The sequence below is a fragment of the Ensifer adhaerens genome, from assembly GCF_020035535.1.
GTDB lineage: Bacteria > Pseudomonadota > Alphaproteobacteria > Rhizobiales > Rhizobiaceae > Ensifer.
Genome location: NZ_CP083349.1, coordinates 1,863,169 through 1,881,813, shown reverse-complemented (window position 1 = coordinate 1,881,813; position 18,645 = coordinate 1,863,169). Strand labels below are relative to the sequence as shown.

Annotated in this window: 18 protein-coding genes; 12 read left to right on the top strand and 6 right to left on the bottom strand. The window is 63.2% G+C overall.

The window, feature by feature from the left end; all coding sequences use genetic code 11:
• Positions 1 to 537 precede the first annotated feature (537 nt).
• The gene (locus LAC81_RS09200; RefSeq protein ID WP_223727572.1) at positions 538 to 1,572 is read left to right on the top strand and encodes a FecR family protein; all 1,035 of its coding nucleotides are present in this window, start codon (positions 538 to 540) and stop codon (positions 1,570 to 1,572) included.
• 199 nt (positions 1,573 to 1,771) lie between these two features.
• Here LAC81_RS09200 and LAC81_RS09195 read toward each other — a convergent pair whose 3' ends face one another.
• Entirely contained in the window at positions 1,772 to 3,943 is a 2,172-nt protein-coding gene (locus LAC81_RS09195; protein ID WP_223727571.1) for a CHASE2 domain-containing protein, read from the bottom strand.
• 6 nt (positions 3,944 to 3,949) lie between these two features.
• Complete coding sequence (locus LAC81_RS09190; protein ID WP_223727570.1) at positions 3,950 to 5,704, bottom strand: adenylate/guanylate cyclase domain-containing protein; 1,755 nt, start codon at positions 5,702 to 5,704, stop codon at positions 3,950 to 3,952.
• 243 nt (positions 5,705 to 5,947) lie between these two features.
• Between LAC81_RS09190 and LAC81_RS09185 the strand changes: the two genes are divergently transcribed.
• Both LAC81_RS09185 and LAC81_RS09180 read left to right on the top strand, forming a co-directional pair.
• Positions 5,948 to 6,598: an Asp/Glu racemase gene (locus LAC81_RS09185; protein ID WP_223727569.1), complete on the top strand. Its 651-nt coding sequence runs from the start codon at positions 5,948 to 5,950 to the stop codon at positions 6,596 to 6,598.
• A gap of 90 nt (positions 6,599 to 6,688) precedes the next feature.
• Positions 6,689 to 7,204, top strand: a complete 516-nt coding sequence (locus LAC81_RS09180; RefSeq protein WP_223727568.1) for a GNAT family N-acetyltransferase — start codon at positions 6,689 to 6,691, stop codon at positions 7,202 to 7,204.
• Between the two features lie 129 nt (positions 7,205 to 7,333).
• Here LAC81_RS09180 and LAC81_RS09175 read toward each other — a convergent pair whose 3' ends face one another.
• Positions 7,334 to 7,777 carry a TIGR02594 family protein gene (locus tag LAC81_RS09175; protein ID WP_223727567.1) on the bottom strand — a complete coding sequence of 148 codons (444 nt, stop codon included), beginning with the start codon at positions 7,775 to 7,777 and terminating at the stop codon, positions 7,334 to 7,336.
• Between the two features lie 484 nt (positions 7,778 to 8,261).
• On the opposite strand from LAC81_RS09175, the gene LAC81_RS09170 reads away from it, so the two are divergent.
• On the top strand, positions 8,262 to 8,615 hold the full coding sequence (locus LAC81_RS09170; RefSeq protein ID WP_223727566.1) for a DMT family protein: 354 nt from the start codon (positions 8,262 to 8,264) through the stop codon (positions 8,613 to 8,615).
• A 110-nt stretch (positions 8,616 to 8,725) separates the two neighbouring features.
• Here the strand turns inward: LAC81_RS09170 and LAC81_RS09165 are convergent, their stop codons facing one another.
• The 3 genes from LAC81_RS09165 to LAC81_RS09155 all read right to left on the bottom strand — a co-directional run bounded on the left by LAC81_RS09165 (position 8,726) and on the right by LAC81_RS09155 (position 10,478).
• On the bottom strand, positions 8,726 to 9,361 hold the full coding sequence (locus LAC81_RS09165) for a TerC family protein (RefSeq protein ID WP_223727565.1): 636 nt from the start codon (positions 9,359 to 9,361) through the stop codon (positions 8,726 to 8,728).
• A 123-nt stretch (positions 9,362 to 9,484) separates the two neighbouring features.
• Complete coding sequence (locus LAC81_RS09160; protein ID WP_223727564.1) at positions 9,485 to 10,075, bottom strand: hypothetical protein; 591 nt, start codon at positions 10,073 to 10,075, stop codon at positions 9,485 to 9,487.
• Positions 10,076 to 10,088: 13 nt separating this feature from the next.
• Complete coding sequence (locus LAC81_RS09155; RefSeq protein ID WP_113539406.1) at positions 10,089 to 10,478, bottom strand: acyl-CoA thioesterase; 390 nt, start codon at positions 10,476 to 10,478, stop codon at positions 10,089 to 10,091.
• A 273-nt stretch (positions 10,479 to 10,751) separates the two neighbouring features.
• Here LAC81_RS09155 and LAC81_RS09150 point away from each other — a divergent pair, with 273 nt between their 5' ends.
• From LAC81_RS09150 to LAC81_RS09115, 8 genes are all read left to right on the top strand, one after another.
• The gene (locus tag LAC81_RS09150; protein ID WP_223727563.1) at positions 10,752 to 12,563 is read left to right on the top strand and encodes a methyl-accepting chemotaxis protein; all 1,812 of its coding nucleotides are present in this window, start codon (positions 10,752 to 10,754) and stop codon (positions 12,561 to 12,563) included.
• Between the two features lie 335 nt (positions 12,564 to 12,898).
• A complete protein-coding gene (locus LAC81_RS09145) occupies positions 12,899 to 13,450 on the top strand; it encodes a Kazal-type serine protease inhibitor family protein (protein WP_113539408.1) in 552 nt (183 codons plus the stop codon).
• 320 nt (positions 13,451 to 13,770) lie between these two features.
• Positions 13,771 to 15,027, top strand: a complete 1,257-nt coding sequence (locus LAC81_RS09140) for an extensin family protein (RefSeq protein ID WP_223727562.1) — start codon at positions 13,771 to 13,773, stop codon at positions 15,025 to 15,027.
• A 618-nt stretch (positions 15,028 to 15,645) separates the two neighbouring features.
• Positions 15,646 to 15,978 carry an ArsR/SmtB family transcription factor gene (locus LAC81_RS09135; RefSeq protein WP_223727561.1) on the top strand — a complete coding sequence of 111 codons (333 nt, stop codon included), beginning with the start codon at positions 15,646 to 15,648 and terminating at the stop codon, positions 15,976 to 15,978.
• On the top strand, positions 15,975 to 16,382 hold the full coding sequence (locus tag LAC81_RS09130; RefSeq protein ID WP_113539411.1) for a YeeE/YedE family protein: 408 nt from the start codon (positions 15,975 to 15,977) through the stop codon (positions 16,380 to 16,382). Before LAC81_RS09135 ends, LAC81_RS09130 begins: the two co-directional genes overlap by 4 nt.
• Positions 16,379 to 16,852 (top strand): YeeE/YedE family protein, encoded by a 474-nt coding sequence (locus LAC81_RS09125; protein WP_223727560.1) that lies wholly within the window; start codon positions 16,379 to 16,381, stop codon positions 16,850 to 16,852. Before LAC81_RS09130 ends, LAC81_RS09125 begins: the two co-directional genes overlap by 4 nt.
• 104 nt (positions 16,853 to 16,956) lie before the next feature.
• The gene (locus LAC81_RS09120) at positions 16,957 to 17,883 is read left to right on the top strand and encodes an ABC transporter ATP-binding protein (RefSeq protein WP_113539413.1); all 927 of its coding nucleotides are present in this window, start codon (positions 16,957 to 16,959) and stop codon (positions 17,881 to 17,883) included.
• A complete protein-coding gene (locus LAC81_RS09115) occupies positions 17,880 to 18,641 on the top strand; it encodes an ABC transporter permease (RefSeq protein ID WP_223727559.1) in 762 nt (253 codons plus the stop codon). The genes LAC81_RS09120 and LAC81_RS09115 overlap by 4 nt, the downstream gene beginning before the upstream one ends.
• Positions 18,642 to 18,645: the final 4 nt, after the last annotated feature.

Below are 18,645 nucleotides of genomic sequence, written 5' to 3'. Positions count from 1 at the left end.
TTGTGGATTTTCGAAGGATGCGTAAGAGTTGCGCGATCTGAGAGACCCCAATAATGACGATCGGACGCCCGACGATAGCTGAACCGGTGGCGCAGCTTGTGATCGCAGCACGCGTTGGGTGTTCTCGATTCATATTGGGGTAAGCGTGCGGCCAGCTGGGCTCTTGGAGCGACTGTTATCCCTCGGGAGATATGAGAGCAGCGCCGCCTTTACGAAGTGCGGCTGATTGGCAGGCGTTTGGGGCAGTCCAGGTGCGGTTCTGCGCATTGTGCGTCAGGATCGCCAAGCTCGCCAGTCGTATCGGTGCGACGGAGGAGCGCGCGGCGGCGGGGCAGTGATCCCGAGATGACAGCGACCGGTCCGGATCGAGACAATCTCGGCGGCCACGGCTACGGCCGAAGGGATGTTCAACCGTAACGGGCTGGTTTTGCATGCCAAGATAACTCTTACGGTTGCGGTATGCCATAACGTTACCCCGATTGGGCGACAAGACATAAATCCCTGCAACGTGATAACAATAATGCTTTGGAGGGGGCCATGTTCTGCTTACGTGGTGCCGCACTCATCGCGCTATGTGCCGTGACGTTCAGTCCGACCATTGCCGCCGAACCTGTCGGCCAGGCGGTGGAGATTCGCACGGCGGTCAGCGGCGCGCGCGGGGCGATCGCGGTCAAGGACCCGGTCTATCGGGACGAGCGGATTTCGACATCGAAATCCGGCCTTGGCCAGTTCGTCTTCCAGGATGGCACCAAGCTTGCAGTCGGGTGGGGCTCCTCGGTGGTCATCGACAAGTTCGTCTACGACGATGCGAAGTCGGTGAAGAAGCTGACGATCATGGCCGCCAAGGGAACGTTCCGCTGGATCAGCGGCAAGTCCGGCCACTCTGCCTATCAGATCGTCACCCCGGCCGGCACCATCGGCGTTCGCGGTACCGCCTTCGATTTCTATGTCGGCCGCGACGGCACGACGGCCGTCGTGCTGCTTAGCGGCGCCGCAAGCTTCTGCGGCGCGGGCGGTTGCCGGCAATTGACGCAGCGCTGCGATTGCGTCGTCGCCAAGCCGGGCGGCGGCATCAGCGATCCCAGAAGAGTCAGTCGCAATACATTGAAATCACTTGGCAATGCGAAAGCCCTTCCTTTCCTCTCCGGTGGGCAACGACTGTCCGGAGCGCTGGGCTGGGCGGGGGGTGGCTGCAGCCTTGCGGCGGCGATCAACGAAGACGTTGAGCCGAAGCCGAAAACTGTGCAACCCCCCGCCGTCGAGCAGGAGAAGCCGCGCCAGCAGAAACCGCCGCTGATACCGGGAACGCAACGCCAGGAACAAAGGCAGCGGCAGGAACAGAACGGACAGGGCCAGCGGCAGAGCCAGGAACAGCGCCAGCGACAGGAGCAGGGGCAGGGTGGCGAGAAGCAATCTCAGTCGCAATCGCAGCGGCAGGAGCAGGCGCAAGGCCAGGGCGGCCAGCAGCAATCCCAGTCGCAATCGCAGCGGCAAGAGCAGTCGCAACAGGGCGGTGGAACGCAGCGTCAGGAACAGAGCCAAAGCCAGAGCCAGAGCCAAAGCCAGAACTAGCCGCCGCGCCGCCGGCTGGGTCGGCGTTCCGCGAGGGCCACGATCTGCAGCGACACATGACACGTCGGCAACGGCCGCTTGATCCCCCACGCGCGTCGGCGACATATCGATTTTGATTCAAAGCTTTACCGAAACAACTGAGACTCCGAGTCGAGGTGAAGCGCCGCCGGACGCGCCATTCGCGCGGCGGTGCCTTGGCTCATTCAGCCGGGCGTTTGGCGCCCTCGATCGGCGTTTCGGCGAAATGTTCCGACCGGCGCGAGATCCGGGCATAGAAACCGACGAGACCGGGCACGAGCGCCGCGGACTTCAGCTTCGCCGCGTTAATGATGCTGCGGCTTGAGCTCGCGCGCGTGCGCAACACCGAGACGAGCCTGTCGTGCAGCAGCCGCAATTCGGCAAAGGCGGGCGAGGCGGCGAGATTTTCGTCGCCGGCAACGGCGAAGAGCCGGGTTCGCGTCGTCTTTCCCTTGAGGCCCAGGCTTCCCGCATCCAGCAGCGCACATTCCGGCAACGCCTCGGCGGTCGCTTCCGACACGAGCACGTCGAAATTGACATCCTTGCAGGCCGCTTCGATGCGGGCCGCGATGTTGACGGTGTCGCCGACCGCCGAATAGTTGAAGCGGGTTTCGGCGCCCATGTTGCCGACGCAGGCGAGCCCGGTATGGATGCCGATGCCGATGCGGACCTCATGGCTGGCGCCGAAGCCGAAGGCGTCCTCGGCGTTCAGCCGGGCGAGTGTTTCGCGCATGCCGAGTGCGGCGCGAAGTGCCTTTTGCGGATGGTTGACCACGTCGACCGGGGCGTTCCAGAAGGCCATGATGGAGTCGCCGATGAACTTGTCGAGCGTGCCTTCATTGGCGAGCACATGGCGGCTCAGCGCGTCGAGCAGCGTGTTGAGAAAGGCGACGACCTCGGTCGGCGTCATGCGCTCGCTCATCTCGGTGAAGCTGCGCACGTCGACGAACATCACCGTCAGCTCGCGGTCGTCGCCGCCGAGGCTCAGGGCGTTGCGCGTATGCTCGATGCGATAGAGCAGCGACGGTGAGAGATAGCGCCCGAAGGCCTGCCGGACCTCGCGCCGTTCGCGATCCGTCACCAGGAAGCGATAGGCAGTGGCGGCGAAATGGGTGATCGACGCGGCAAGGATCGGCGCCAGCGGATCGAAGAGCAGCCCGACATAATAGAAGGCGAGCCACGAGGCGACGAGCGCAAGCACCGTGACCGCTAGGCCGCAGACCAGTGCCACGACCGGGCTGACGAACGTGGTCAGCAGCACGAGCAAGGTGCCAGCGAGCGCAATCGAGAGGATTTCGAGTCCGTCGGCCCAGTCGGGACGCGAGAGATAGCGGCCGGAAAGGATCTGCTCGACGATCTGGGCATGGATGGAGACGCCCGGCACGTTCTGCCCGAGCGCCGTGGTGCGCACATCCTGAAGGCCCGCTGCCGAGGTTCCGATGAAGACGATGCTGCCTTCGATCGCCGCGCGCACGTCTGGCGAGGCGGCCTCGTCCGTCAGGACGCGCCGGGCGGAAATGTAGCGTTCCGTCGTGTCCGGCGTGACGTAGAGCCAGAGTTCGCCGGTCGAGGTGAGCGGCACCACGAAGTCGCCGATCTTGACGGCGGTGAGCGTGTTGGCGACGTTCGGTGCTGCCGCGAGCACATAGGTGGAGGCGCCCTGGGCCACCCGCAGCGCTTCCAGAGCGAGGCTCGGATAAAATTGCCGCCCGTCGCTCAGAAACAGCGGTGCGGCCCGCACTACAGCCGAGGACGAGCCGGGATTGAGGCTGATATGGCCAAGGCCGGCAGCGTTGGCTTCGAGCTGCGGCCTCAATGGCGTTGCGGCACGCAGCCGGGGCGGCGCCTCGGAGGCGGTTTCGCCGGTAAAGGCGAAGCCCGCCTTGACCGGCGGCAGGTAGCTGCCCTCGTTGGTGAGGCCGAAGCCGAGCACGACCGGCTTGTCGAGGATCGCCTGGGCGAAGATCTCGTCATTGTCCGGCAGGGTGGCGATGAAGGACGGATCGACGCCGCCGACATCGCGTACGACGGTGCGTGGCGACAGGCGGTCAGGTTCGGCGAAGAGTACGTCGAAGGCGATCGCCGCGGCCCCCATCTCGGTCAGCCGGTCGGTCAGTTTCGCCAGACGGTCGCGCGGCCAGGGCCATTGGCCGAATTCGCGCAGTGACGTCTCGTCGATATCGACCACCTTGACCGGCATCGGCTCGAAGCTGCGCGGCGCGATCCGCTGGTATTCGTCGAAGGTGACGTCGCGCGCCTGGCGCAGAAGCTGCGGATCGTTGGCCCGCAGGACCGTGAAGAATGCCACCACTGTGAGGCCGATGATAACGCCAAACAGCTGGGCTCGTGTCATGGCGGCCTACGGGACGATGGGCAGGCCCGCCTTGACGAGCCCGTCTTTGAAATGCGCGTGGTCGGCGGGATCGACATAGCCGGTGAAGAAGCGCCAGTAGCGCGGCAGGTCTACGGGGGCGTTGGCGACGGCCTCGGGAACGATCCTGCGGGCTTCCTCCTTGCGATCAAGCTGGCCCAGGCAGGCGAGCAGGATGACCAGGTTGAAATAGGTGCGGCGCAGGAGCAGCGCCCGCTCGGCGTGCTGCAGCGCTTGCTCGTAGTCACCGAGGTGGTAGTGGGCAAGCGCGATGCGGTTGAGGAAGAGATAGGTCAGCGGGTCGTGCGGGCTCAGCCGCAGCGCCGTGTGCAGCGGATCGAGCGCTTCGGCGAAGCGGCCGATGTAGATGCGCGCCCAGCCAAGCGCCATATGGGCGAGGGCGAAGTTGGGATTGAGATCGATCGCCTGTTGCGCTTCCTGGACTGCGGCATGCGGCCGCTGGACGGCGAAATTCGCGAGACACATGACGTAGTGGCAATAGGGATCGTGATCCTCGATCACGACGGCGCGCTCCGCTTCCGCTCGCAACTCCGCGCTGTCGCGGTCGATATCGTCGCTGAAGCCGAAATAGCAGCGGGCAAAGAGCGAGCGGGCCAGCATCATGTGCGCACGGCCAAAATCGGGATCGAGGCCGATCGCGCGTCGCTGCCATTCGATCGCCTCGTTGAAATGGGCAGCGGAATCCTGCGCATTATGCAACAGGGTGCCGCGCATGTGGCATTCGTAGGCGTCGAGATTGTCGCTGCCGCGCAAGAGGGCCCGACGGTTCTCGCCGATCAGGATCTCGGGCTCGATCGCCGCGACGACATGTTGGGTGATCTCATCCTGGATGGCGAAAATGTCGGCGAATTCGCGCTCGTAGCGCTGTGCCCAGAGGTGGATGCCGGTTTCGGCCTCGATCAGCTGTCCGGTGACGCGGACGCGCGAGCCTGCGCGGCGCACGCTGCCCTCGACGATGTAGCGCACGCCGAGGTCGCGGCCGATCTGTTTGACGTCGACGGCGCGGCCCTTATAGGCGAAGGAGGAGTTGCGGGCGATGACGAAGAACCAGCGGTAGAGCGACAGCGCGGTGATGATGTCTTCGGTCAGCCCGTCGGCAAAGAAATCCTGTTCGGGGTCGCCGGACATGTTGACGAAGGGCAGCACGGCGATCGACGGCTTGTCGGGCAGGGCAAGCGGCATGCCGGGCAGGTCCGGCTTCACGGGGTTCTCATGCCAGTCGACGCGGTGCACCGGCACCGGGCGCGGCATGTTCTTGAGCGCCCGATCGCCAAGCCGATGCACGGGAAATTCGAGTTTGCCGACGATCTGGTCGTGCAGTGCACCGGAAATGCAGATATCGGTCGGCTGCGCGACCTGTTGCAACCGCGCCGCCACGTTGACGCCGTCGCCGAGCAGGTTGCCACCGTCGACCACGACGTCTCCGAGATTGAGGCCGATACGGAACTGCATGCGCCGCTCCGGCGAGAGGTCGGCATTTCGCCGCTGCAAGGTTCTCTGGATCGCCACCGCTGCGCGGACGGCCTGCACCGCGCTCTGGAACTCCGCAACCAGGCTGTCGCCAGCGCCGCCGAAGATGCGGCCGCCATGCTCGCTCACAAGGCCCGAGATCGTTGCGCAGTAGGTGGCCAGCGTTGCGAGCGCGCCTTCCTCATCGATCGCGACAAGGCGGCTGTAGCCAGCGACATCGGCAGCAAGGATCACGGCGAGCTTCCGTTCCAAGAGGGCCAGCCCCTCCCGTGGCAATCTGGTCAGAATGAAGATGAGCGTAACTTAAATTAGAAAACGCGAGAAGTATAAATTACCCGATTTGTGTCCATTACTGGGCCGGAGGCGTAAAAACAGCCCAAGCGGTCTCTACGGCAGATTGTGTCCAGTGGCGCTTCCCTGAATGCGGTGATTGTGCAAGTTTCGCGGAATCGACACCGCGGCGTCGCGGGCGATCCTCAGTCACGGGGCCTTCACATGATCATTTCCTGCCTGCATACGGCCGATAGCAACGTTGCCGTTTTCGAGAGCGCTGCGCGCCAGCTCGGAGTTTCCGATGTGACGTTGCGCCATGCGGTCAGGGCCGATCTGCTGGGGGCTGCAGAACTGGCGGGCGGCCTGAGCGAGGAAATCACGGAAGAAACCGCGGTGATCCTATCGGCGTTGGCGCGCGAGGCGGATGTGGTGCTGCTGACCTGCTCGACGCTCGGGCCAAGCGTGGCAAAGGCCGGGATGGGGGCTGCCGTCCCGATCCTGCGCGTCGATGCCGCGCTGGCCGAGAAAGCGGCGGCGGCCGGCGGCAAAGTCGTGGCGCTCTGCGCGGTGGAAACGACGGTCGCCCCAACGACTGCGCTTTTCGCCGCGGCGGCACATCGTTCCGGTGCCGATATCGAGGTTCGTCTCGTCGAAGGTGCCTGGGCCCTGTTCAAGGAGGGAAACCGTGACGGCTACCTTGCGGCCGTCGCGCAGGCGGCCGAAGCAGGATATGGGGACGGCGCCACGATCGTTGCGCTCGCCCAGGCATCCATGACCGGTGCCGCCGACCACGTCCGCAACGGCCCGCGGCCACTGTCCAGCCCGGCAGCCGGACTTGAGGCGGCAATGTCCGCCGTCGCCGGCTGGCGATAGGTTAGCCGGGTAATGAAATTTCGAACATGAACGCCGACAGCGAACTTCAGGCCACAGATGAAGCGCTCGGCGCTATAGGATGCGGTTGCCATGACCCTGATTCGACCCACCCGCGAAGACGATGCAATTCTGCTGCCCGAGATTGAACGCTCGTCCGGCACGCTTTTTCGCACCGTCCCCGACCTTGCCTGGATTGCCGACGACGACGTGCAGTCCGCCGAGGCTCATGTCGAGTTTCTGCGCACCGGCCTGTCCCTGGTATCCGTCGACGGGCATGATCGTCCGAGGGGCTTCCTTTGCGCCGCGGCGGCCGACGGGGACTTGCACATCTGGCAGCTTGCGGTGCTTGAGGAATGCCAGGGCCGGGGGCTCGGCCGCGCCTTGATGGCGGCTGCGATCGGGCATGCGCGCGCCAATTCGCGCACCGCGGTCACGCTGACGACGTTCCGCGATCTCAAATGGAACGAACACTTCTACCGCACACTCGGCTTTTCAACGCTTGCCGCGGACGAACTCGACGCACGTCTGGCGCAGATCCTTGCCAACGAAGCGGCGCACGGCCTTCCGGCAGAGCGGCGTTGCGCAATGCGCTTGACGCTTGCCTAGGGGACGCGCATCGGCGACCCGCCCGACGCAGCGACACAGATGTCAGTTCCGGCTCGGCTCCCAAGCTCGGGTGCAACCCCGGCTTAAGGTGCGAAACGGTTCTGCGCCCGGATTCGCGTAGCTTCCAGCCTAACGCCTGACGCCGACCACCTGGCGGCGGGCGAACTGCGAGACCCTGACCCCGCCAGACTGGTTGCCACCGATCAGCTGCGCCGTCGATTTCGTGAGCGCGGCCAGGATACCGACGTGGTAGCCGCGACCGGTTCGAACCACGACGATATCGCCGGCGCGCGCATAGGCGAGCTTCACCGGTGCACCGAAGCGTAGCCACGAGCGGGCGAAGCCGAAGCTCTGTGGTGGACTGCGACCGGACTTGCGGGCAACCATGCCCATGAAATGACCGCACCAGGGGGTGCGTGCCGGATTGATACCGAGCGCTGCACGAAGGGTCTTGTTGTTCTTGACCTCGTGCAGGCCTTTGTATTGCTGCGCCTGGGCAAGCATGCCCGCGCTGGCGAGATTTGGCGAAAGGAGCGCGACATAGGCAGCCGCAAGAAACGCCAGGACCTTCATGGTCAGGTCTCCTTGACAAGTTGCTGGGTGCTAACAGTCGGGGCGGCCTGGCGATCGCCGGCATGGCACCCGGTTGCTCAACTGTTTCCAAAGTTCCCTTGGGAAAATTCAGCGGACATGCGCGTGCCCAGCGCCTAAGACGCAGCATCGGCCTGTCGGCGAACCGCGCTCAAAGCGCGGAGCCAACTTCACGGCAACCGCCGTTTCGAAGTGTGGTATTCCCCTGCCTGTCCCGTCGGACAGTCGAGCGACATTGCTCATGCGCCAGTACAAAATTGTGGCAAAACCCGTAAAATATTGGGGCAGCACTTGCTAAATGACGGAAAAAGTGCCCGTACGATGGCGATTCGCCGCTCTGACCGGCAGAAAATCTCGAATCAGCCCGCTCCAAGGCGTCAGTTGTTCCGATCGGAGCCCGCAGGACTTGCGCCCGAATACGGCCGCGGCGCATCGTCGGAGCACGATTCGCGCACTGAGGTTCTCAATGTCCTTCACACTCTCTCCGGCCTATCTCTGGCCGATTCTTCTGCTCCTGATTTCCAATGTCTTCATGACCTTCGCCTGGTACGGGCATCTGAAGTACACATCGTCACCGCTCTACATGGCGATCGTGGCAAGCTGGGGTATCGCCTTCTTCGAATATTGCCTGGCGGTTCCGGCAAACCGCATCGGCCATCAGGTCTATTCCGCGGCGCAGCTGAAGACGATGCAGGAGGTGATCACGCTGCTGGTCTTCGCCGCCTTTTCGGTCTTCTGGCTGAAGGAGTCGATCGGCTGGAACCATCTCGTCGGCTTTGCCCTGATTGCCGTCGGCGCTTCCTTCATCTTCAAGGGCTGAAGAGGGGCGCCTCGTGGCGCCGCTTGCGGTTTCCCAACGCTGAAAAAACGAGAAAAGGCAGGGCACCGGCCCTGCCTTTCCATGTGTCAAAGTAACGTTTCGGTTCGGTACTAGACCATCGCCGCCACGGCCGGGGCCACGTGCGGCCAGACTTCGACCGAGCCGCGATAGATCATGTCGAGCGCGACGTAGAGGATGATCGCGAGACCGATGTAGGCGATCCAGTGGTAGCGGTTGAGCAGCCGGGCAATGAAGCCCGCGGCGACGCCCATCATCGCGATCGAGAGCACGAGGCCGACGACGAGGATCGTCGGGTGTTCGCGGGCGGCGCCGGCGACGGCAAGGACGTTGTCGAGCGACATCGAAACGTCGGCGACGACGATCTGAATGGCCGCCTGCATGAAGGTCTTTTTCGGCATGTCGGCGGCAGCACCGCTTTCGCCTGCGGCGTTCGCTGCCTGCTGTTCACGAATTTCGCGCCACATCTTCCAGCAGACCCAGAGAAGCAGGATGCCGCCGGCCAGCAGCAGGCCGATGATTTCGAGGAGTTGTACGGTGACGCTGGCGAGCGCCACGCGCAGGACGGTCGCCGCGATGATGCCGACCAGAATGACCTTCTTGCGCTGCTCGGTCGGAAGCCCGGCCGCAGCGAGACCGATCACGACGGCGTTGTCGCCGGCGAGAACGAGGTCGATGACGATGACTTGCAGAAGCGCTGCCAGACCGGCAGCGGTAAAGATTTCCATGATGCGACAGTCCCCCGACGTGTCAGGATGCGAGATTCAAATATGACTAACGGATAAAGCACCGCCTCGCCTTCGGATCAAGGGGCGAGGGTGAATTCCTCCGCAGCCGATCCCGTCGCTGCCTTAATCCAGGAGGTCGAAGGCCCGATACATCCACAGCAGCTGATAGGCGACCGCCAGGACGACGAACGCTGCATGAAAGCGCCGGTCAGAGGTGAGGGCGGCGGCGATGCAGAAGACGATATAGGCAGCGTTGCGGGCAGGGTATTCGAGGCCATAGGAGGCGAAATACTGCTTGCCCTTCAGCGCGGTGTCGACGAGGTCGACGGCAAAGGCCAGCGCGAGGAAACCGAAGAACCAGGCCCGGCGCGACATGAAATAGTGTTCGTAGTCGCTATAGTCGTCGAGCGTCGTCGGGAACAGCATTACGCAGAGAAAGAAGAAGACGCAGCAATAGAGAATGACGAACAGGTAGACGCTGACGTCGATCACGGCCAGTGAATGCAGGTGGAACTCCCACCACCAGAAATGCACGAGGAAGACGAACATGAACAGGACCCAGCCGAGGTGGATCCAGTAGACGCGCGTCTTGCCGGGATGTTGTACGAAGAGCGCCACGCCACTCAGGAGCCGTGCCAGGCTGAGGCTGACGACCATGCCCATGACAGTGCGGATATGCGAGAAGATCGCCGGGTCGGGCTGGATCTGCTCCATGGGGATGCGGCTCCTATTCCTCCGCCGGAACCGGCTTGGGTTTGCCGTTTTCGTCTAGCGCGACCATGACGAAGATCGCGTCCGTCACCTTTTCCATGAGATGCGAGAGATAGCGCTGCGCCCAGGCCTCGACCTTGAGCGTCATTGAGGTGCGGCCGACCTTGACGACATCGGTATAGATGCAGAGCGTGTCGCCGATCTTGACAGGGAGCGCGAAGGCCATCTCCTTGACTGCGGCGGTGACGACGCGGCCACGAGCGCGCTCGGCCGCGCGGATGCCGCAGGAAAGGTCCATCTGCGCCATCACCCAGCCACCGAAGATATCGCCGGCCGCATTGGCGTCGCCGGGCATGGCGAGCGTGCGCAAGGTCAGTTCGCCGGTCGGTTTGATCTGTTCGGTCATGCGGCCTGTCTCCCTGTTGGATGAAAGATGTAACCCGACCGCGCTTGTCGAGGGAAGGCCCGCCGCCGCACATACGGGTCGCAATCCACCGTGCCGTCACCTTAGACTTTCGGAGTGGTTCTTGAGAAAAGTCAAATTTAGGGATCGGTTGTTAGGGGCTTTGCAAAGACCTCTTCCTACCCTGCAAGCTCTTGGAGTGCGGACGGCCATGCTGGCGGCGACCAGGTTCTGAAAGGGCGGCGCGGGGAGCGCCGAAGGGGCAGGGGATTGGCAATGAAGAAATTCAGAATCTCGGCGCGTCTCTACGCGCTGGTGGCATTTGCGCTTTTGACCATGGCAGCGGCGCTGACATTCGGTCTGTTCCAGGCGCAGGAAAAGCTCGTCGGCGAACGCAAGGCGATGCTCTCGGCGATGGACGAGAACGCGATCGCGGTGTTCGACGCCTATCACAAGCTGGAAGTGGTCGGGACACTCTCGCGGGAAGAGGCGCAGAAGCGCGCGCTCGAGGCGATCAAGGCGATGCGCTACCAGGGCAACGGCTATTTCTGGGTCAACGACATGCATCCGACCATGGTGATGCATCCGATCAAGCCCGAGCTCGACGGCAAGGACCTCACCGAAAACAAGGACCCGAACGGCAAGCATCTCTTCGTCGAATTCGTGAAGACGGTCGAAAAAAGCGGTCAGGGTTTCGTCGACTACTATTGGCCAAAGCCGGGCGCTGACGCACCGGTGCTGAAATACTCGCATGTCGCCAGCTTCAAGCCCTGGGGCTGGGTGGTCGGCACGGGTGTCTATGCGGACGACCTGGCGGCGATGTTCCGCGAGCGCGCCTGGCAGGTCGCGGGTATTCTCGCAGCGGCCGCCCTCGCCATCCTGATGGCGGCACTTGCGATCGTGCGCAGCGTCGTCAAGCCGGTGGAGAAGCTGAAGGCCTCGATGCGGGCGATCGCCGATGAGGATCTATCTTCGGAGGTTCCGGAGACGGACCGCGGCGACGAGATCGGCCAGATGGCCAAGGTGCTGGTGGTGCTGCGCGATTCCGTTCGCGAACGACTGGAACTGCGTTCACGCGAAGCCGAGCAGCAGGAGCGGCTCAGCTCCGAGCGGCGTGGCAACGAGCAGCGCCAGCGGGCAACGGCGGAAGCGCAAGCGGATGCAATGGAGACGGTCGGTGTCGCTCTGGAGCTCTTGGCAAGCGGCGACCTGACAGCCGAGATCGGCCACATCGCGCCGGAATACGGCAAGTTGAGGCAGGATTTCAACACGGCCGTTGCCGCACTTCGCGATGTCATCGGCGCCATCTCGCACTCGACCGAGATCGTCACCGCCAGTGCCGGCGACATCTCCGAGGCCGCAAACAACCTGTCGCGCCGGACGGAGCAGCAGGCCGCAGCGCTCGAAGAGACGGCGGCAGCACTCGACGAGATCACCTCGACGGTTCGCCACGCTTCCGAGCGGGCGAACGAGGCGCGCGAGATGGTCAACGAGACCAAGGCGAGTGCCGCCAAATCCGGCGGCATCGTGCGCAACGCCATAGACGCCATGGGGCGGATCGAGGGTTCCTCCGGCCGCATCGGCCAGATCATCGGGGTGATCGACGAGATCGCCTTCCAGACCAACCTGCTGGCGCTGAATGCCGGCGTCGAGGCGGCGCGCGCCGGCGAGGCCGGTCGCGGCTTTGCCGTCGTCGCACAGGAGGTCCGCGAACTCGCGCAGCGCTCTGCGGGTGCGGCAAAGGAGATCAAGGAACTGATCGGCGCTTCGGTCCGCGAAGTCGGTGCCGGGGTGGAACTGGTGCGCTCGACCGGCGAGGCGTTGTCGGAAATCGAAGCGCGGGTCAACCGGGTCAACGAGCAGGTGGCTTCGATCGCGACCGCCGCCCGTGAACAGGCGACCGGATTGCAGGAGGTCAATGTCGCCGTCAACAGCATGGACCAGATGACCCAGCAGAATGCGGCGATGGTGGAAGAAACCACGGCCGCAAGCCAAACGCTGGCCGCGGAGAGCCGTGAGTTGAAGGCGTTGCTGACGAAGTTCCGGCTGTCGGCAACATCGCACTCGTCCTACGGCCGCGCCGCCTGAGCTATACGGACGGGGAATGAGCAAGACCCGCGTGGCATGCCGCGCGGGTTTTTCCTTGCGCCGCTCCCCCAAACAGGGCGGCGCCGGCGCTCTGCTTCGGGATCTTCGTTAACGGTGCAAAGCAGGCGCGCAGGCTTGACCTTGCGGGTGTCGCGGATAGATACGCGAGAAGCGGGAGGTGTTCGACGGGGCGTCGCTCCGGTTGCCGACCGCTGCACGACAGCGCCGCGCGTCCTAGAGGAAGCGCAAAGGGCCGCTGTAGCACTTTGAATTTTTGCATGTTTTTGTCCGTTAATCGGCACGATTAAAGGAAACATGCACAAGAGGGGACATCCATGGCACTTCTCAAACTTCTTCTGACGCGCCCGATCGTCGTGCTGATGCTCGGGCTCGGCTTTCTCTCCGCCTGTACCGTTGTCGTCGACGAGCCGCGTCCTGGGCCGCGGCCGACCCGTCCGGCGGCCTGCACGATGGAGTATGCGCCGGTTTGCGGTGAGCGCGGCAATCGCCTGCGCACCTTCCCGAATTCCTGCCAGGCGCGCGCCGACGGTTTCAATGTCGTCCACCGCGGCGAGTGCCGTCCCGACAACCGCCCGCCGGCGCGGCCGCCGCAGGCCTGCACCATGGAATACATGCCCGTCTGCGGCGAGCGTGGTGGCCGCACGCAGACCTTCTCCAATGCCTGCCAGGCACGGTCCGAGGGCTTCCAGGTGATCGGTCGCGGTGAATGCCGTCGCGGTGACGATCGTCCGCCGCAGGGCCAGTTCTGCACGCGCGAATTCGCGCCGGTCTGCGGCCAGCGTGGCGGTCGGACGGAAACCTTCTCGAACGCCTGCGAGGCTGGCGGTGCGGGATTCCGGATCGTGCATCGCGGCGAGTGCCGCTGACATCCAGCCACCTGACTACGGAAAATGTGGAGCCCGCGTCTGCCGAAGACGCGGGCTTCTTGCTGTCAACAGTCGGGCATCGCTAAACGTCCCCCACCCTTGATCTCGGGCATCGGTCGCAAGGCTTCGTTTACCGTATTTGAATAAAATGCCTTCGAAATCTGACCTTTCGGCTGCTGTGCCCGGTTTGCGACACAGGCGATAGGCAGCAATTCGATGTGCTGCAGCGATCTTTGCGTGCCGGTGGGTGCGCCGCTGCGGGGGCGGCGGGGTGATGAATGACGGTCTCTTTGACCGTTTGGAGGAAGGCGCAGTTCGGTATGACGTATGTTACCGGTCTCCATCGCCCGCTGACGGCACTCGTTCTTTCACTGTCGCTTGTCGCCTGTTCGACCGATGACGCGCTTTCGCCGCCCGGACGGATCGATGGCGGCTCCCGGGTCGGCTCGATCGGGCCGGTGCCCGTCGATGCGGTGCCGCAGGAAGAAGTGGCCGTCTATCCCGCCGCAACGTCGAGTTCGATGAGCAATGGCACCCGCGGCTATGCTGCGCCGGCGCAGGCCGCGCCGGAACAAACGCGGCGGTCTCTGCCGATGATCGACAGCGACGAGGCGGTCTCCTCCGGCGCGCAGCCGGCGAATACGGGTTCCACTGCCATTCCCGATGAGGGCGTCAACATGGATGCCATGCTCGGCGTCGAGCAGCCGGTCGTCGGCCTGGCGGAAGAGCAGAGCAACGAGATCGCCGAGGGCAATGCCAGCCAGCCGGTGGTCGGCGGCATAGGCGAAGACAATGTGCGCCAGCTCGGTCGCGCATCCGCAGGCGCGGCCGCGTCCGAGGCGAACCTTGGCTATGATCCCGATCTGCCACCGCTTTCTGCCGAGAAGGCTGCGGCCGAAGACGCCCAGCGGGCACGCGCGATGGCGGAGCAGCGTGCCGTGCAAAGGGCGCAGGAGCCACAACAGGTCGCGTTCCTGCCGCGGGTCCGCAACCCGATGTCGGCGCCCGAGTATACCGGCCAGATGCCGGCTTCGGAGATTTCTTGCCGCCAGCGCCTGAAGAAGCTCGGTGTCGTCTTTCGCGACATCCCGCGTATCAGCAACGGGCCGTCCTGCGGCATCGACTATCCGATCGAGCTTAGCGGCCTCTCCGGTGGCATTGGCGTGAAGCCGGCGGTCAAGCTCAATTGCGAGGTGACGGAGGCCTTCGCCAAGTGGGTGAAATACGAACTCGCGCCATCGTCCCGCTACCGCTACTGGTCGGGCGTCCAGACCATCAAGCCGCTGGGCGGCTATTCCTGCCGCACGATGAATTCCCGCCGCGGTAACCCGATGTCCGAGCACGCACACGGCAATGCCATCGACGTCGGCAAGTTCGTGCTCAAGAACGGCAAGGAAATCGATGTCCGCAAGCCGGGCTTCTTCGCCTTTCGCGAGAAGGGGCTCTTGAAGGCCGTGCGCTCCGATAGCTGCAAATATTTCAACACGGTGCTCGGGCCGGGCAGCGACCCGTTCCACAAGGACCATTTCCACTTCGATCTGAGAACCCGCAAGACCGGCTACCGCCACTGTGATTGACGGCTGAAGCGCGGCATCTTGCTCCTGGGGTCCGTGGAGCCGGGAGCGGGTAAAAAAAGAGGCCGGCGGGGAGGCCGGCCCAACCACCGGAGCAAAAGGGGGAGGCTCCGGTTTGCAAATCACGAGCGCAAATCAAAGGGCGATATCGCGCCGCGCGAGCAAATTGCTCGAACTCCGTCACCGTTTCGTGACAGGGGCAGGCGGCTGACGACGATTCATTTTGTAGATCTTTCGCCGGGTAACGGTTGAAGCCTGCATTCACGTCGGAAGCCATCGGGCGTTCCGGCCGAGGACCCCGTAGCGTCATCGCAGGTTCGCATTTTGGGACACTATACCAGAAGTTTTATGATCGACCGAAGTTGTCCGGCCGGTTGCCCCAAATATGGCGTTTTCGCAATTGTTGCGGTTGCGTTGTAACGAACTGAATTTTCTATATGATTTGACAGTCAACGGACAGGTAAGGGGGAATAGCGCTGATAGCGCGGTCATGTTTTGTCTGGTTTGTTAATAAGTAATACGATATTATATTATTTGGTATAACAATCATGGATAGTGGTCGGCAAGCCACGGCAAGCATTGGGGCACTACACACTCCTAGGGCAACGACAGGAGGATACTATGGGAACTGTTATGCAATTTCCGGGGGTGCGCACGGATATGGCCGCGCACGCCGGCGAAGTTTCGAAAATCCTGAGAACTCTCGCCAACCGAAATCGACTGCTGATCGTGAGCGCCTTGCTGGAGGGCGAACACTCGGTGGCGGCACTGGAAGAAAGCCTGAGCATTCGTCAGCCGACCCTCTCGCAGCAATTGACCGTGCTGCGCGATGCCGGCATTGTCTCGACGCGTCGGCAGGCCAAGCAGGTTTTCTATCGGCTTAGCCACGACAAGGTGGCGCGTCTCGTTGGCGCGCTCTATCAGATCTTCTGTCGGGATGGTTCCAAAACATGAGTGAATACGGGAATGCGCTGGCGGGCGGGCTGTTGATCGGCCTCTCGGCAGCGATCCTGATGGTGGCGAATGGTCGGGTGGCTGGGATCAGCGGTATCGCTGGACGTCTGCTGCAAGGCGTGCAGGCCTCCACCGGAGCGTTGTTTGTGCTGGGGCTGATGGCAGGGCCGTTGGTCTTTCATCTCGTCTTCGGCACCTGGCCGGTGGTGACGGTCACGTCATCCTGGCCGCTGCTGGTGGCCGGCGGCCTGCTGGTCGGCTTCGGCTCCCGCATGGGCTCCGGCTGCACCAGCGGCCATGGCGTCGTCGGGCTTGCAAGGTTGTCGCGGCGTTCGATGGCGGCGGTCGCCACCTTCATGGGCGCGGCGATCGTCACGGTTTTTGTCATGGGCCTGGTCGGATGAACGGTGCAGTTTTCCGCCTTGCGGCGACGCTCGTTTCCGGCCTCGTGTTCGGTTTTGGTCTTTCGCTGTCGGGCATGCTCGATCCCGCGCGGGTGCGGGCGTTCCTGGATGTCACCGGCAACTGGAACCCGAGCCTTGCCTTCGTACTTGGCGGGGCCGTTCTGGTTTCTGCGCTCGGCGTCCTGCTGACACGCCGTCTCAAGCGACCTTTGTTCGACGAAACCTTCCATTTGCCGGACAATCAGGTCATCGACAGGCGACTGATCGTCGGCTCGGCAATTTTCGGCGTCGGTTGGGGACTGGTTGGCCTTTGCCCGGGCCCGGCGCTCGCATCGCTGTCGCTCGGCCTGCCGGCGACGATGCTCTTCGTGGCGGCGATGGTGGCCGGGATGCTGATCCACGACCGGCTGGTGGCGCGCAAGCCCACACAGACGGCCGGCGCCGGGACCCGCCTGTCGCAGCCGCATTGACAAAGCGTCACCTTGTTTTTTCCATCCGGTAGGCTGCAAATCGCAATCAATTGCCCCATATAGGCGAAACCTGCCGACTTCGCCCCCGCATCCGGATCAGCTTCATGGCGCCTATCGTTTCCGTTTCCAACCTGTCGAAGACCTATGCCTCCGGGTTCCAGGCGTTGAAGGGCGTCAGCCTCGATATCGAGGAAGGCGAGATCCTGGCGCTGCTCGGCCCGAACGGCGCCGGCAAGACGACCCTGATCTCCATCATCTGCGGCATCGTCAATCCGAGCGGCGGAACGGTCACCGTTGGCGGCCATGACGTGGTACGCGACTTTCGCGAGACCCGCGCGATGATCGGGCTCGTGCCGCAGGAACTGACGACCGATGCCTTCGAAACCGTGTGGAACACGGTCTCCTTCTCGCGCGGGCTGCACGGCAAGAAGCCTAATCCTGCCCATATAGAGAAGGTGTTGAAGGACCTTTCGCTCTGGGACAAGAAGGACAACATGCTGCGCGAGCTTTCCGGCGGCATGAAGCGACGCGTGCTGATCGCCAAGGCGTTGTCGCACGAGCCGCGGGTCCTCTTCCTCGACGAGCCGACGGCCGGTGTCGACGTCAATCTGCGCAAGAGCATGTGGGAGGTGGTCGAGCGGCTGCGTGCCTCCGGTGTCACGATCATCCTGACGACGCACTACATCGAAGAGGCGGAAGAAATCGCCGATCGCATCGGCGTCATCAATGGCGGCACGATCCTGCTGGTCGAAGACAAGGTCGCGCTGATGTCGAAGCTCGGGCGCAAGCAGTTGCGGGTCGATCTCGCCCATCCGCTGGACGGGGTTCCCGAAACGCTGTCCGACTATAATCTCACGCTCGAGGGGGACGGCCATTGTTTGATCTACGATTACGACACGAGCGCCGAACGCACCGGGATCACCGCGTTTCTGGCCGCCTTGGCTGAAGCCGGTATCAGGCTCAAGGACATCTCCACGCGGCAAAGCTCGCTGGAGGACATCTTCGTCGAAATCGTGGGGGCAGGGCGATGAACATCGAAGCGATCAAGTCGATCTATTTCTTCGAGATGGCCCGCACCCGCCGGACATTGTTGCAGAGCGTCGTGTCGCCGGTCATCTCGACCTCGCTCTATTTCATCGTCTTTGGCGCTGCGATCGGCGGGCGCATCCAGGAGATTGACGGCGTTTCCTACGGCGCCTTCATCACCCCCGGGCTGATGATGCTGACACTTTTGACCCAATGCATCGGCAATGGCTCCTTCGGCATCTACTTCCCCAAATTCACCGGTACGATCTACGAGGTCCTGTCCTCGCCGGTCTCGATGCTCGAGATCGTGCTCGGCTACGTCGGCGCGGCGGCGACCAAGGGGCTGATGATCGGGACGATCATCCTCTTGACGGCCTCGCTGTTCGTCGACCTGACGATCGCGCATCCGTTCGTCATGATATTCTTCTTCGTGCTGACGGCCATTTCCTTCAGCCTGTTCGGCTTCATCATCGGCATCTGGGCAAAGGATTTCGAGCAGCTGAACCTGATCCCGATGTTGGTGATCCCGCCGCTCGTCTTCCTTGGCGGTAGCTTCTATTCGATCAAGATGCTGCCACCCTTCTGGCAGGCGGTCAGCCACTTCAATCCGGTGCTCTACCTGATCAGCGGCTTCCGCTGGAGTTTCTTCGAGGTGTCCGACGTCAACCCGATCTTCAGCGCGGTGATCATCCTCGCCTTCCTGACGGCCTGCATGACGATCCTCGCCTGGATCTTCCGCACCGGCTATCGCTTGAGAAACTGACAAC